14 protein-coding genes are annotated in these 13,674 nt (G+C 44.9%); 11 read left to right on the plus strand and 3 right to left on the minus strand.

Annotation, left to right across the window (positions count from 1 at the left end):
- Window positions 1-9: 9 nt before the first annotated feature.
- The 3 genes from BTO09_RS11450 to ribD are packed head-to-tail and all read right to left on the minus strand — an operon-like array spanning window position 10 to window position 2,587.
- The gene (locus tag BTO09_RS11450; RefSeq protein WP_087524906.1) at window positions 10-615 is read right to left on the minus strand and encodes a YigZ family protein; all 606 of its coding nucleotides are present in this window, start codon (window positions 613-615) and stop codon (window positions 10-12) included.
- Window positions 615-1,484, minus strand: coding sequence for an EamA family transporter (locus BTO09_RS11455; protein ID WP_087524907.1), 870 nt, complete (start codon window positions 1,482-1,484; stop codon window positions 615-617). Before BTO09_RS11455 ends, BTO09_RS11450 begins: the two co-directional genes overlap by 1 nt.
- Complete coding sequence (gene ribD, locus BTO09_RS11460) at window positions 1,481-2,587, minus strand: bifunctional diaminohydroxyphosphoribosylaminopyrimidine deaminase/5-amino-6-(5-phosphoribosylamino)uracil reductase RibD (RefSeq protein WP_232454958.1); 1,107 nt, start codon at window positions 2,585-2,587, stop codon at window positions 1,481-1,483. The genes BTO09_RS11455 and ribD overlap by 4 nt, the downstream gene beginning before the upstream one ends.
- Before the next feature lie 17 nt (window positions 2,588-2,604).
- Between ribD and BTO09_RS11465 the strand changes: the two genes are divergently transcribed.
- The 11 genes from BTO09_RS11465 to recN all read left to right on the plus strand — a co-directional run bounded on the left by BTO09_RS11465 (window position 2,605) and on the right by recN (window position 13,665).
- A complete protein-coding gene (locus BTO09_RS11465; RefSeq protein WP_087524908.1) occupies window positions 2,605-3,090 on the plus strand; it encodes a GNAT family N-acetyltransferase in 486 nt (161 codons plus the stop codon).
- Window position 3,091: 1 nt separating this feature from the next.
- The gene (gene prmC / locus BTO09_RS11470) at window positions 3,092-3,934 is read left to right on the plus strand and encodes a peptide chain release factor N(5)-glutamine methyltransferase (RefSeq protein WP_087524909.1); all 843 of its coding nucleotides are present in this window, start codon (window positions 3,092-3,094) and stop codon (window positions 3,932-3,934) included.
- Window positions 3,913-4,512: a TIGR00730 family Rossman fold protein gene (locus tag BTO09_RS11475; protein ID WP_087524910.1), complete on the plus strand. Its 600-nt coding sequence runs from the start codon at window positions 3,913-3,915 to the stop codon at window positions 4,510-4,512. The genes prmC and BTO09_RS11475 overlap by 22 nt, the downstream gene beginning before the upstream one ends.
- 651 nt (window positions 4,513-5,163) lie before the next feature.
- A complete protein-coding gene (gene ligA / locus BTO09_RS11480) occupies window positions 5,164-7,161 on the plus strand; it encodes an NAD-dependent DNA ligase LigA (RefSeq protein ID WP_087524911.1) in 1,998 nt (665 codons plus the stop codon).
- A 3-nt stretch (window positions 7,162-7,164) separates the two neighbouring features.
- Complete coding sequence (locus BTO09_RS11485) at window positions 7,165-7,680, plus strand: hypothetical protein (RefSeq protein WP_087524912.1); 516 nt, start codon at window positions 7,165-7,167, stop codon at window positions 7,678-7,680.
- Window positions 7,681-7,693: 13 nt separating this feature from the next.
- A complete protein-coding gene (gene dapA, locus BTO09_RS11490) occupies window positions 7,694-8,569 on the plus strand; it encodes a 4-hydroxy-tetrahydrodipicolinate synthase (protein ID WP_087524913.1) in 876 nt (291 codons plus the stop codon).
- Between the two features lie 105 nt (window positions 8,570-8,674).
- A complete protein-coding gene (locus BTO09_RS11495; protein ID WP_087524914.1) occupies window positions 8,675-9,496 on the plus strand; it encodes an outer membrane protein assembly factor BamD in 822 nt (273 codons plus the stop codon).
- A gap of 14 nt (window positions 9,497-9,510) precedes the next feature.
- Window positions 9,511-9,837 carry a DNA-directed RNA polymerase subunit omega gene (locus BTO09_RS11500; RefSeq protein WP_087524915.1) on the plus strand — a complete coding sequence of 109 codons (327 nt, stop codon included), beginning with the start codon at window positions 9,511-9,513 and terminating at the stop codon, window positions 9,835-9,837.
- Between the two features lie 12 nt (window positions 9,838-9,849).
- A complete protein-coding gene (gene coaBC / locus BTO09_RS11505) occupies window positions 9,850-11,055 on the plus strand; it encodes a bifunctional phosphopantothenoylcysteine decarboxylase/phosphopantothenate--cysteine ligase CoaBC (protein ID WP_087524916.1) in 1,206 nt (401 codons plus the stop codon).
- Entirely contained in the window at window positions 11,052-11,939 is an 888-nt protein-coding gene (locus tag BTO09_RS11510; RefSeq protein ID WP_087524917.1) for a DUF4835 family protein, read from the plus strand. Before coaBC ends, BTO09_RS11510 begins: the two co-directional genes overlap by 4 nt.
- A gap of 76 nt (window positions 11,940-12,015) precedes the next feature.
- On the plus strand, window positions 12,016-13,665 hold the full coding sequence (gene recN / locus BTO09_RS11515) for a DNA repair protein RecN (RefSeq protein WP_157663495.1): 1,650 nt from the start codon (window positions 12,016-12,018) through the stop codon (window positions 13,663-13,665).
- Window positions 13,666-13,674 lie beyond the last annotated feature (9 nt).

Here is a 13,674-nt window from a genome sequence, read left to right on the forward strand (position 1 = left end):
CTACTAACGCTAATTTGTAGGAATAAACTGCGCTGGATATAACTTTTTCACCTCATTTTTCACGCGATCAATTTGTGAAGCTCTAACTGATAAACTAAGGGTGACGTCTTGAGCACTTTCCTGTGATAAGATATTAATGTTCATATCGCTTACTAGGCGCATGATCCGTCCTAATAAGTTGTATGGAGTTTTTATGACAAAGGGAATCTCTACATAGCGCGTTTCTATTTCACTGGCTTCTAAAGCGAGCTTAGCTCCGGTTCGGTAGGCGTTTATAAGACCACCCACACCTAATTTGGTGCCGCCAAAGTAGCGAACCACTACCACCAATACATCGGTAAGCTCAAAAGCTTGTATTTGTCCGTAAATGGGCTGTCCTGCACTATTCGAAGGCTCACCGTCATCATTGGCTCGGTATTCAGGCTCGCCCAAGCCCAATTGATAAGCATAGCACCAATGTCTTGCGGTATGATGCTCTTTTTTAAGGGTTTCTATAATAGGTCCAACCTCATCGGCATGTATTATCGGAAAGGCATAACCGATGAATTTGCTGCCTCTGTCTTTAAAGAGCTGTGGGGCCGATGGAGCTTTTAATGTTCGGTAATGATCTTCCATCAGTTAAAATAGGCTATGATAGCAATACTGCTTACGGCCAATATGATTCCTAGCCAGTTTTGTTTGCTGAGTTGTTCCTTAAATAAGAGTATCCCGGTTAAAGTGGCTGCGATCACAATAGCGATGTTGTTCAGTGTAAAGACCGTGGCACTATCTAGATAAGGTATTCGAAGCGCCTGTACCAAAAAGTAAATACTAAAATAATTGGGAATGCCCAGTGCAACTCCCGCAAGGAGATTCTTAGGGGCAATTACAACCTTGCTCTTAAAGCTTTTTACAAGCAGTAGCAAGACACCACTCAGGGCTGCTGCGGCAAAGATAGTAGCAGAGAATTGGCTCACTTCATCGGCTCCTACACGATCTTCCTCTAAGAACTTGATACTCGTATCTATGATTCCGCTGCCTAGAAAGACCAATACCGGTAGCGCCATATCTCGGAGTTCTAACTTGGGGTTCTCTTTTCCTTTTTTTGAGCTCAAATAAAGTGCTAGCAAGGCTAAGCCGATTCCCAAAAGTTTGGGTACTGTGGCGAGCTCCTTGTAATAGAGAAACCCGAAGACGATAGGAATCGCTACGCTCATCTTGGTGGCAACAGATACCACAGAAAGGCCTAATCGCTGTGCTGTGAGTGCCATCAGATTAAAGATCGATATAAACAATACCCCTAACAGGACAGCGGGAATAAACCAGCTTTTTTGCCAAGGAGCGTCTGTGGCAGCAAGGCTACCGTAGGCAATAAAACCGCAACTGGCCGCTACTATATAATTGGTAACTATAGCCTGAAAGGTGTTTACTTGAAAGCGTCCAAAAACCTTAAACAGTGTAAGTATTGCTGTAGACGAGGCAATGGAGAGAATTAAACTTATCATAACTGCTGCGGATTCAAATAAGTCAATAAACGATCATGATGTAAGCTTTCTGCAGAGCTAGGTTCTAGATCCAATACAGGGGCCTTTAGGCCACTTTTTAAATCCGTGGGACCAATAAAGGTTCTGGCCTCATCCCATAAACCGCTGTCTATAAATCTTTGCAAAGTGGACGCGCCTCCTTCAACAATGAGCGACTGGACACCTTTATCGTATAAATCCCTTAACAAGTCATTAATGGGCAATTCTCCTGCTGCTACCTTAATATAGTCGATATGATTAGCTGTAGTTGTTTTTTCAGCCGCCGTAAATACAATAGTTGGTGCGCTGCCATCTAAAACCTTAAGCTTTTCATCTAAGCGTCCATTAATATCGATCACTACACGTACAGGTGACTTGCCCGGCCAATCTCTTGTGGTCAAAGACGGATCGTCACTCAGAGCAGTTTCCACTCCAATCAAGATGGCGCTTTCTTCTGCGCGCCATTTGTGGGTGCGTTGCCTACTTAAGGCATTGCTTATCCAAACCGGAGCTTGCTGTGTTTTTTGAGCGGGAGCTATATACCCGTCATGGCTTTCTGCCCATTTTAAGATCACAAAAGGTCGCCTCTTATTGTGAAAAGTGAAAAAGCGTTTGTTGAGCGCTCGCGCCTCAAGCTCGCATACTCCACGGAAAACTTCAATACCGGCAGCCTCCAATTTTTTTATACCTGTTCCTGCTACAGCTGGATTAGGATCTGTACAACCTATAATCACTCTTCCAACTTGTTCACGGATCAACAGGTCGGCGCAAGGAGGCGTCTTCCCAAAATGCGAACAGGGTTCTAAGGACACATAAACGGTGGCTCCTTTCAATAGTGCTTTGTCTTTAACGCTGTTTACGGCCTGGACTTCTGCGTGAGCTTCGCCGGCTTTTTGGTGCCACCCTTCTCCAATTATGGTCTTGTCTTGCACAATTACACAGCCCACCATAGGATTTGGGCCTGTGGTACCCAAGCCAAGTGCTGCAAGGCTTAGGCAGCGCTTCATATAGGCCTGATGGGTGTTGTATTCTGTCGGAGAAAAAGCGGTGGTCGGACTCACAAAGAATGCGTAATTTAGCTTCAAAAATACGACAATTCATCATGTCTTCTTTTACCATCAGACCAATACTTCCCAGAGATGATCAACAGATCGCAACTGTGATCCGAAAAGTGCTAGTTGAACACGGCGTGCCCAAAGTAGGTACTGCCTATGAGGACGAAGCCCTGAACTGTATGCACAAGACCTATCAGGTACCCCGAGCGCAATATTTTGTGGTCGATACTCCAGAAGGTATTATCGGTGGAGCAGGAGTAGCGCAGTTGGCCAATTTTGAAGGCAATATCTGCGAACTTCAAAAAATGTACTTCCTGCCAGAGGCGCGTGGTCGAGGTATAGGTTCCGCCATGATGGAGCGTTGCTTGGATGCGGCCAAAAGATTCCGCTTTGATCAGTGCTACTTAGAGACCATGCCCAATATGCATGCCGCCCAAAAATTATATAAGAACACAGGCTTCCATTATATCGATGGAGCTATGGGCAACACCGGGCATTACAGCTGTCCTGTCCACATGTTAATCGACCTGTAATTTGAATTACCACCAGCTGCATCGAGATTGGCAATCGGAGCTTCAGGCCACTTATGGAAAGGAGGAGGTCACCGCCTTATTGAAACTGACGCTGGAGCACTATCTTAAAATAGAACCAGTCCGCCTGCGCTTATTGGACCAGCTTCCATCCGAAGTGATACCAAAAATAACAGCAGTCAAAGACAAATTAGCTCAGCAACAACCCATACAATATATATTAGGGACAACAGCCTTTTGCGAACTCCAATTAAATGTTGGTCCAGGGGTGCTTATTCCCAGACCAGAAACCGAGGAGTTGGTGCATTGGATCTTACAGGAGCAGGATGTACAGCCCTTAAAGGTGGTCGATCTGTGTACTGGCTCCGGAGCTATTGCTTTGGCCTTAAAAGCCGCTCGCCCTGCCTGGGAGCTTACTGCCGTAGAACTCTCTAAAGAAGCCCTTGTCATTGCTAATGAGAACGCCGAACAGTTGGATTTAGCAGTAGATTTTATTGCTGCGGATGTCTTGCAGGATGAACTCTCTGGTGGGCCTTATGACGTTATGGTGAGTAATCCGCCTTATGTGCGCGATTCTGAACGATCTTTAATGCAAACTAATGTATTGGAGCACGAACCGGAAATGGCACTTTTTGTATCCGATACTGATCCATTTCTATTCTACAAGCGCATTGCAGCCCTGGCAGCCAAGCATTTAAAGCCTGGCGGGAGCCTCTATCTGGAAATCAATGAGTATCTTAGTAAGGAACTCCTGACAGCCTTAGCGCCTTTTGGTTTTGCAATGGACCTGCGTCAGGACAGTTATTTAAAAGATCGCATGCTCAAATGTCAAAAGAAATCCAAATAGACAGACTTGCTGTTTTCTGTGGAAGCAGTTCGGGCAATGATATGGCTATTACAGAAGCCGCTTTAAGACTTGGACAATTGTTGGCCGAGCAGCATATTGAACTGGTTTATGGTGCGGCTAAAATTGGCGTTATGGGAGAGGTTGCCAAAGCTGTGCTAGACCACGGCGGTCGGGTAGTTGGTGTGATCCCTGAATTTCTCAAACGCAAAGAAGTGGTCCATTTAGGCTTAAGCGAACTCATCACCACAGAGAACATGCACCAACGCAAATTGATCATGAGTGAAAGAAGCGACGGATTTGTAGCTCTCCCAGGAGGATTCGGAACGCTAGAGGAGCTTTTTGAGATCATTACCTGGTCGCAATTAGGCTTACATCAAAAACCTGTAGGGCTGCTCAACATCAATGGCTTTTACGACCCGCTCATTGCCTTATTAGAAGGAATGGTGAGAAAGGGTTTTTTAAAGATGGATAATTTCGAGATCCTCTTGGTTGCTTCGGAGCCGAATCTGCTACTGCAAAAGATGCGGACCTACAAACCCAGAGAAGTGCCTAAATGGCTTACTCAAGATCGAACTTAATCGATAAAGTGTATAAAAATATCGACGAAATGCATAACGATATTTTTTTTCAGTTCCTTTTGCTTTTTTGATTTTCTAACAAAATACTTTTGAATCGTGAAATAATCACAGGGGTGTGATTTAAGTTTTCGCATTAAAGACGCTAAGTCTTTATAAATATTGTTTGGTTGTGGGACGGCCACAATTTCCAAGAGATGTTGATGCGCGTTAAGGATTAGGAATTTTTTTGCAATTAATTTTTTTTGGAGTCAACAGTTGTGGTTCGTCTCACTTTTTAAAACAATGTTCAGACAAAGAACAAACGATCATTGATATAGCCATCAATTCACAGATGCGAGTAAGGGTTTAGCTTTTATTGGTTGGATGAACCCTGCGATTGATACATGGAGATGAATGTATTTGTGAACTTGACCTTAGGCAGGGCCTTTTTAAGAAGTAGTCTTCTTACCGTTAGTCAGCTTTAAAGCTATCCCCGCGGTAGGGAGTTTATCACCATGATTTTTGCGTTAGTTATATTTGGAACTACTCTTTTAAAGGCCCTTTCTTTTTTTTGCTGATGGTTGATAAATACTGCAAAACTCCATCAATTTAGCCGCTGTCAAGGCAGATTAAAACCTATAGCTTTCTTATTTTTGGAGAAAGACTTTTTTGATGGATATTCAGCAGCAAATCGAACAATTGCGCGCGGAGCTTAGAGGGCATAATTACAATTATTATGTCTTGGATGCGCCCGTCATCTCTGATTTTGAATTCGATACCAAGCTCAAACAACTTCAAGAGTTAGAAGCTGCTCATCCGGAATTTTACGATCCTAATTCTCCCAGTTTGCGCGTTGGCGGGCAGGTAACCAAGAATTTCAACACTTTGGTGCACGAACACCGCATGTATTCCTTAGATAATTCTTATTCTAAGGATGATCTGTTAGATTGGGAAAAGCGCATTAAAAAAGCCGTAGACGGTCCGGTGGAATACACCTGTGAGCTGAAGTATGACGGTGCTTCCATTAGCCTGACCTACCAAGACGGTAAACTTGAGAAAGCTGTGACTCGCGGTGATGGCGTTCAGGGCGATGAGGTCACCACGAACATCAGAACTATAAAATCTGTGCCCTTGCAATTGCGCGGGGACTATCCGGCGCGCTTTGATATTCGAGGAGAGATCGTTCTTCCCTTTGCTGGCTTTGAAGCTATGAACGCCCAGCGTATCGCCGCTGGAGAAGAGCCTTATCGCAACCCCAGAAATACTGCCAGTGGAAGTTTAAAACTTCAGGATAGTGCAGAGGTGGCTAAAAGACCATTGGAATGCCTCTTGTACAGCGTAGTGGGAAACAATCTCAATATAGAAACTCAATTTGAAAGCTTGCAAAAGGCCAATTCTTGGGGTTTTAAGGTTCCACCTCATGCCGTTTTGGCCAAGAATATAGATGAGGTGATTGCCTTTGTAAATCATTGGGATTCGGCCAGACACGACTTGCCTTATGAAACCGACGGGGTAGTTATCAAGGTGAATAGTTTGAGACAACAAGAGGAGTTGGGTTATACGGCCAAAGCGCCCCGATGGGCCATGGCTTATAAGTTTAAAGCAGAACAAGCTTCTTCTGTTTTACATACCATCACCTATCAAGTTGGCCGTACAGGAGCAATAACGCCAGTGGCAAACTTAGAACCTGTCGATCTAGCTGGGACCATAGTGAAAAGAGCTTCGTTGCACAATGCGGATCAGATAGCTAAGCTCGATATACGCGAAGGCGATACGGTCTACGTAGAAAAAGGAGGGGAGATCATTCCAAAGATCGTTGGGGTAGATTTAAGTCAACGCCCGGCAGAATCCAGTCCGACGCAATACATAACAGACTGTCCGGAATGCCAGACCCCACTTATCAGACAAGCCGATGAGGCCCTACATTACTGCCCGAATGAGTTGGGGTGCTTTCCGCAAATAGTTGGGAAGATACAGCATTTCATTTCTCGCAAAGCCATGGATATAGAGGGCCTAGGTGGAGAGACAGTTGCCTTGTTGGTCAAAGAAGGGCTTATAAACAATTATGCCGATCTGTACACACTGCGTGTAGACCAATTACTTCCTTTAGAAAGGATGGCGCAAAAGAGTGCTGAGAATTTGGTGCAAGGGGTAGCCAAAAGCAAGGAGATACCTTTTGAGCGGGTATTGTTTGCTCTAGGTATACGCTATGTTGGAGAGACAGTGGCTAAAAAGCTGGCTAAGCATTATAAGTCGATTACCGCACTTGCAGCAGCAGGTCTAGACGATCTGCAGGCTGTAGATGAGATAGGATCGGCAATTGCGCAAAGCGTAGTGGAATGGTTCTCAGATCCGAAGCATCAAGAGTTAATTGACAGATTGAGACAGTACGGGCTGCAATTGGAATTGTCTGAGCAGGTGCTGGCCAATCAAACAGAACTGCTAAAAGGAGATGTGGTGGTAGTCTCTGGAGTATTCGCTAGAGTGTCTCGAACCGAACTTAAAAAATTGATCGAAGATAATGGCGGAAAGGTATCGAGTTCTATCTCGTCCAAAACCACCTACGTGGTTGCCGGAGATAAAATGGGTCCTTCAAAGCGTACCAAGGCTGAATCCCTTGGAGTTGCACTAATAACCGAAGACGAATTCTTGGCTAAACTTGGGCAATAAACCATGATAGGAGCGTTAAAACAAAGAAGTGTCTTAAAACAGTTGCGCAAGGCGATAGGCCAACAGAAACGCGAGCTTCCCACTGGGCAATTACAGAGTGTTCTGTTGCTTTCCCAAAACGGTTTGACAGTTAATGCGCAAGCAGTAGCTAGTCTGGCAAAGAAACTGCAACTGCCAGTGGCCGATATTTGGTTTCGCGAGTTTACTACGGGCATTAAGCCGGAAGAACTCGGCCCTGAGCAATGGTGTAAAAAGCATTTTGGTTGGCAGGGAAAACTCCTCACTGACGATGCTGCCGCCTTTCAGGCCAAAGATTTTGATCTGATCGTCGCTTATTATTGGAGCGAAAATCCATTGCTCGACAATCTTATTGCGAGTAAGCCCAATGCCTTTCGCGTGGGCACTGCAGGTGGTAATGAAGCACTTTATGACTTGATAATAGATACACCAAAGGGAGATTGGGCTGCCTTTGAGAACGAATTGATAAAATACTTGACCATATTGAAACTTTGCCCTTGAGGCCAAACAAATTATGCAAGAACTAATTGGAACAGGAGTGGCGCTGATCACTCCATTTGACGCTCAGGGAAACCTGGATCTAAAGGCTTTAAAGGCCTTGGTGGATTTTAACATAGAAAATGGTGTAGACTATTTAGTGGTTCTAGGTACTACTGCGGAATCAGCTACGCTAACTAAGGCCGAAAAGGAAAAGGTGAAGGCTTGCATTTCGGCGGCCAATGGCGGACGCGTGCCCGAGGTATTGGGTATAGGAGGCAATAATACTGCGGCCGTTGTTGCAGAGCTTCAGGAAACTGATCTTAGCGCATACACAGCCGTTTTATCGGTATCGCCTTACTACAACAAACCTACTCAAGAAGGTATATATCGTCATTTCGAAGCTGTTGCCAAGGCGACCACCAAACCGATCATCTTATACAATGTTCCGGGTAGAACCTCTTCTAATATGGCGGCAGCGACTGTTGCTCGATTGGCTGCGGATTTTGACAATATCGTCGCCATAAAGGAGGCTGCGGGTGATATTGTTCAGGCCATGGAGCTTATGCGTCAAACGCCGGAAGATTTCTTAGTGATCTCCGGAGACGATATGATCACCTTACCTATGGTCTTAGCTGGAGGTGCAGGGGTGATCTCTGTTATTGGAGAAGGAATGCCCGCCGAATTCTCGGCTATGGTTCGTTTGGCTAGAGCAGGCCATAACGAGCAGGCGCGAGCGCTGCAATATCAACTCATGCCGGCAATAGATATGATCTTTGAAGAGGGTAATCCTGCGGGAATTAAAGCCTTGTTAGAACACCGTGGAATCTGTACCGACACGGTGCGCTTGCCATTGGTTTCTGCCAGTTCTGGACTCAAAGCGCGACTCGGAGATTTTTTAAGTGATTTTTAGCACGGAGTTAAACTTTTCACAATCCGCATGGCACAAGGGCTAGAGAGTTTTAGCTTCGTGCGGTCCACAGTTTTGTAATCTCGAAGAATTAACTAATTTTGCAGGATGTTTTTAAACAAAAACAAATATTACCTTTTAGCGTTGGCAGCCCTCTTATTGGTGGGCGCCTGTTCGCCTTTTCAGAAAGTCTATAAATCGGATGATGTAGCGGCTAAATATCGCTTTGCAGATTCCCTGTATCAAGTCGGTAAATACAGAAAGGCGCTAAAGCTCATGGAAGAGATAGTGCCTGCCTATCGCGGAAAGCCACAGGCAGAACGATTGATGTTCTTTTACGCAGATACCTATTTCCAATTGGGAGATTTTTATTTGTCCGGATATCAGTTTGAGCGTTTTGTCCGATCTTACCCAAACAGTGATCGTGTTCAAGAGGCGGCTTACAAAGGAGCTAAAAGTTATTACGAGTTATCTCCGAGGTACTCCTTAGATCAAGAAGACACCTATACCGCATTGGAAAAGCTTCAAGGTTTTATCGATCAGTTTCCTGATTCCGATTACCTGCAAGAGGCCAATGGTTTGGTAGACGAACTCAATACAAAATTGGAATATAAAGCGATCCGTATCGCCAAATCATACTACCACCGCGAAGATTATAAATCGGCTATCGAAGCTTATGACAACTTTGCGACAGACTATCCGGGTAGCGAATATAGAGCAGAAGCGTTCTACATGCGCATGGAGTCGGAGTACAAGTTGGCGATCAACAGTTTTGAGACCTTAGTGCCAGAGCGTTTGCGCGCAGCTAAGGACTATTACAACAGCTTTATGAAATACTTTGCGGATTCCGAGTTTAGAGAAGCGGCAGATGAGATCAACCAAGATATCGAAGCTCGCTTGGAAGCCATTAACACTGAAACAAAATCTTAAGGTTAGCACATATGATGAATTTAAAGAAATTAGACGCGCCTATCAACACCACTACCATTGACAAAAACTTGGTAGATGCGCCTACCAACAACATTTACGAGGCTATCTCTATTATCTCTAAGCGTGCTACGCAGATCAACGCGGAGATCAAAAAAGAGTTGTTGGAAAAACTGGACGAGTTTGCGACCTACAATGATTCTCTAGAAGAGATCTTTGAAAACAAAGAGCAGATCGAAGTATCTAAGTTCTACGAAAAACTTCCTAAGCCACACGCTTTGGCAGTACAGGAGTGGCTAGAAGACAAGATCTACCACCGCAACACCCAAGAGGACGAGGCCTAATCAATCGGGATCATGTCTGTTTTAAAAGGAAAGCGAATCTTACTGGGGGTAACCGCCGGTATCGCTGCCTATAAAACAGCTTGGCTAGTACGTTTGTTGGTCAAAGCTGACGCAGAGGTGCGCGTGGTGATGACTCCGGCGGCCAAAGACTTTGTTACGCCGCTTACCCTTTCTACTTTATCTAAGAATGAGGTCTATTCGTCTTTCACCAATGAGGAAGATGAAAACGCCCAATGGAACAATCACGTAGAGCTCGGTCTTTGGGCCGACTATTTACTGATCGCTCCTGCTACCGCAAATACTTTGGCTAAAATGGCCACTGGAGTTTGCGATAATTTGCTTTTGGCTGTTTACTTATCTGCCAAATGCCCAGTTTTGTACGCTCCGGCTATGGATCTGGATATGTACAAGCACCCTTCTACGCAGAACACTTTCGATACTCTTAACGGTTTTGGGAACATTCAGATACCTGCCGCACACGGTGAGCTGGCTAGCGGATTGGTGGGGCAAGGACGCATGGCCGAACCAGAAGAGATCGTTTCTTTTTTAGAAGAATACATCAGCCAAGGATTGCCCTTAAAAGGCAAACGTGTTCTAATTACTGCTGGACCTACCTATGAAGCTATAGACCCGGTGCGATTTGTCGGGAATCATTCCAGCGGACTTATGGGTTACAAGATCGCGGAGCGAGCTGCGGCTCTTGGGGCCGAGGTTACCTTGGTCAGTGGGCCGTCTGCTATTCAATTAGAAAATAAGCGCGTGAATCTGATCCGAGTTGTAAGTGCTGCGGAGATGTTTGATGCCGTACAATCCCATTATGCCAAGATAGATATAGGGATCTTCGCCGCTGCTGTGGCCGATTACAGACCAATAGACCCAGCTCAAGAAAAGATCAAGAAAACAGGAGATTCTCTAGATATAAAACTAGAGAAGACACAAGACATACTCGGCTGGGCCGGTAGCCAAAAAAAGCAGCAATACTTGGTCGGATTTGCCTTAGAAACTCAGAATGAACTAGACAACGCAAAAAAGAAGCTGGAGAAAAAGAATTTAGATTTAATTATACTAAATTCGCTCAGAGACGAAGGGGCCGGTTTTAAATCCAAAACCAACAAAGTCACCTTTATAGATAAGAACGGCGCCGTTTTGCCGTTTGATCTAAAGGATAAGGCAGCAGTCGCTGTAGACATCCTCGATTACATTATTAAGCAGCAATGAGAAGACTTCTATTTATACTTTGCACCATCTTTAGTTTAAGTGTTACAGCACAAGAGATCCGTTGTACGGTCACTGTGAATGCCGAGCAAACGGCACGAGCAGATCTACAGATTTTCAAGACCTTAGAGAATCAGATCGCAGAGTTTGTGAACGAATACCAATGGACCACCATGAAAATGGCTACGCAAGAGCGCATAGACATGAATCTGGTGATCGTGGTTACCGATTATGATGGTGATGATTTCACGGCCACGCTACAAGTACAGTCTTCGCGTCCGGCTTATGGGTCTTCTTACAATTCGCCAGTTTACAATTATAACGACAAGCAGTTCTCTTTTACCTACAGAGAGTTTCAGCCCTTGAACTTCAACCCGAACAGTTTCGATTCTAATTTGATCTCTGTGGTTGCTTTTCACGTGTATACAGTTATTGGGCTCGACGCTGCTACATTCAGCAGAAACGGAGGTATTCCTTATTTTCAGGTAGCTAAGCAGATAGTCAATACGGCAGCTTCTTCTAATTTCTTAGGATGGAAGGCTACCGATGGGGTGCAATCCCGTTTCCGTTATAACGATGCCTTGTTGTCTAATGTCTTTGCAGAGTTTCACAATGTCATGTACGACTATCACCGCTTAGGTTTAGACGTGATGCACGAAGATCCGAAGAAAGCCAAAGAGATCATGTCCGAGAGTTTGAGTCGCCTGCGCATGATCAACGACCGACGTCCGAATTCATTCTTGCTCAGAACCTTCTTCGACGCCAAAGAGAATGAGATCAGTAAGGTCTTTAGTGGTGGCCCTCGTGTAGATATCGCCAAATTGGTGGAAGACCTAAATCGCATGGCGCCTACCAAGCGAGCTAGCTGGGAAGACATCCGATATTAAACGCTTCAAAGTGCTTTTTTAAGCGGAGTCTTTCTTATCTTTATTTTTTCAGATTTCGTTTAATGCTTTTGAACGCTTGATCCAATCATTATCCATAAAGAATTACGCCCTTATCGATCAGTTATCGGTCGATTTTGGAGCTGGTTTTACGGTGATCACCGGAGAGACCGGAGCGGGTAAATCCATCATCTTGGGAGCTCTTGGGCTTTTGTTAGGTCAGCGTGCCGACATGGAAAGCATTAAGGATAAATCTCAGAAAAGCGTCATAGAAGGCCATTTCGATCTGAGTAAGTTTCAGCTCGTGGATTTTTTTAAAACCCAAGACCTGGATTTTGACACGCATACCATAATTCGCAGAGAACTTCTAGCCTCGGGTAAGTCTAGGGCCTTTGTCAATGATACTCCAGTGAACTTACAAGTGTTGAACGCGCTAGGGGTTCACCTTATAGATATACACAGTCAAGGGCAACAGTCTGCAGTAAACACCACTGCCTTTAAGTTCGAGCTGATAGATCTGATCGCAGGAAACCAAGAATTGTTGTCGGCTTACAGATCGTCTTTTACCGCTTACAAAGAGGCCAACAAGGCACTAGAAACACTTAAGGAAGCCCAGGCTGCTGCCCATAAAGAATTTGATTACAATAAATTCTTGCTCTCAGAATTGCAAGAACTTCAATTAGATAAATTAGACGAAGCCGCGATAGATCAGGAATACGAAACCCTGTCTAATGTAGAGCGGATCCAAGAGCTCTTAGGCGGAGTGCTTCAAGCGCTGAGTGCCGAAGATGTGGGTGCTAGTGTAGGGCTGGCTGCGGCCAACCAACAGTTACAACAACTGGCCAAGGTATCTCCCTTATTCAAAGAAGCCGCGGAGCGTATGTTGTCCTTGCAAATAGAGTTGGAGGACTTGGAGTCGCATTTGTTCGAGCAACAAGAACAAATCGAGAGCGACCCAGAGCGCTTAGCAAGTTTGGAAGAGATTACCCGTAGCCTCTACGATTTAAAACGCAAACACGCCGCAACTACAGTGGAGGAGTTAATTGCAAAGCGACACGAGTTAGAGCAACTGGTTACTTTGGTAGAAGATCAATCGGACCAACTAAAGGCTGCGCAGCAAAAATTACAAGCCGCTAAAACAACAATGGACAGCTACGCAGACCAATTGTTCAAAGCGAGAAAAGCAGTCATCCCACAAGTTTGCGAAACCGTGAACAAACAGCTGCAAATGTTAGAGATGCCTGCAGCGAATTTTGTGGTAGCCCAAGAGGTTGCAGCGCCGAATAATTACGGACACGAAAATCTGTCGTTCCTTTTTAGTGCAAATAAAGGTATAGCACCAGGGCCTTTGCAAAAAATAGCCTCGGGCGGAGAGCTTTCACGAGTTATGCTGGCTTTAAAGGCACTTATGGCCAAACACACCAATTTGGCAACTTTGATCTTTGACGAGATCGATACAGGAGTATCCGGAGAGGTGGCCAACCGCATTGCAGATATCATGCAACAGATGTCTAGGTCCATGCAATTGGTGAGCATTACCCATCTGCCACAGGTTGCAGCAAAAGGGAATCATCACTTTAAAGTTTACAAGCGAGACACCGATATGGGTGTGAGCACACAAATGAAAGCGCTAACACAAGAAGAACGCGTGGTAGAGATAGCGCAAATGCTCGGCGGGCAACAATTGTCCGAAACCGCATTGAATCACGCGAAAGAATTAATGAATTAACTATTTTTG

It is taken from the genome of Gilvibacter sp. SZ-19 (assembly GCF_002163875.1).
Classification (GTDB): Bacteria; Bacteroidota; Bacteroidia; order Flavobacteriales; family Flavobacteriaceae; genus Gilvibacter.

What these genes read in the sequence shown, in the direction of transcription:
- BTO09_RS11485 (WP_087524912.1), top strand. Translation starts at nt 7,165, where the DNA reads ATGATAGGAGCGTTAAAACAAAGAAGTGTCTTAAAACAGTTGCGCAAG.
- BTO09_RS11495 (WP_087524914.1), top strand. Translation starts at nt 8,675, where the DNA reads ATGTTTTTAAACAAAAACAAATATTACCTTTTAGCGTTGGCAGCCCTC.
- BTO09_RS11500 (WP_087524915.1), top strand. Translation starts at nt 9,511, where the DNA reads ATGAATTTAAAGAAATTAGACGCGCCTATCAACACCACTACCATTGAC.
- ligA (WP_087524911.1), top strand. Translation starts at nt 5,164, where the DNA reads ATGGATATTCAGCAGCAAATCGAACAATTGCGCGCGGAGCTTAGAGGG.
- coaBC (WP_087524916.1), top strand. Translation starts at nt 9,850, where the DNA reads ATGTCTGTTTTAAAAGGAAAGCGAATCTTACTGGGGGTAACCGCCGGT.
- BTO09_RS11475 (WP_087524910.1), top strand. Translation starts at nt 3,913, where the DNA reads ATGTCAAAAGAAATCCAAATAGACAGACTTGCTGTTTTCTGTGGAAGC.
- BTO09_RS11455 (WP_087524907.1), bottom strand. Translation starts at nt 1,484, where the DNA reads ATGATAAGTTTAATTCTCTCCATTGCCTCGTCTACAGCAATACTTACA.
- BTO09_RS11450 (WP_087524906.1), bottom strand. Translation starts at nt 615, where the DNA reads ATGGAAGATCATTACCGAACATTAAAAGCTCCATCGGCCCCACAGCTC.
- dapA (WP_087524913.1), top strand. Translation starts at nt 7,694, where the DNA reads ATGCAAGAACTAATTGGAACAGGAGTGGCGCTGATCACTCCATTTGAC.
- BTO09_RS11465 (WP_087524908.1), top strand. Translation starts at nt 2,605, where the DNA reads ATGTCTTCTTTTACCATCAGACCAATACTTCCCAGAGATGATCAACAG.
- BTO09_RS11510 (WP_087524917.1), top strand. Translation starts at nt 11,052, where the DNA reads ATGAGAAGACTTCTATTTATACTTTGCACCATCTTTAGTTTAAGTGTT.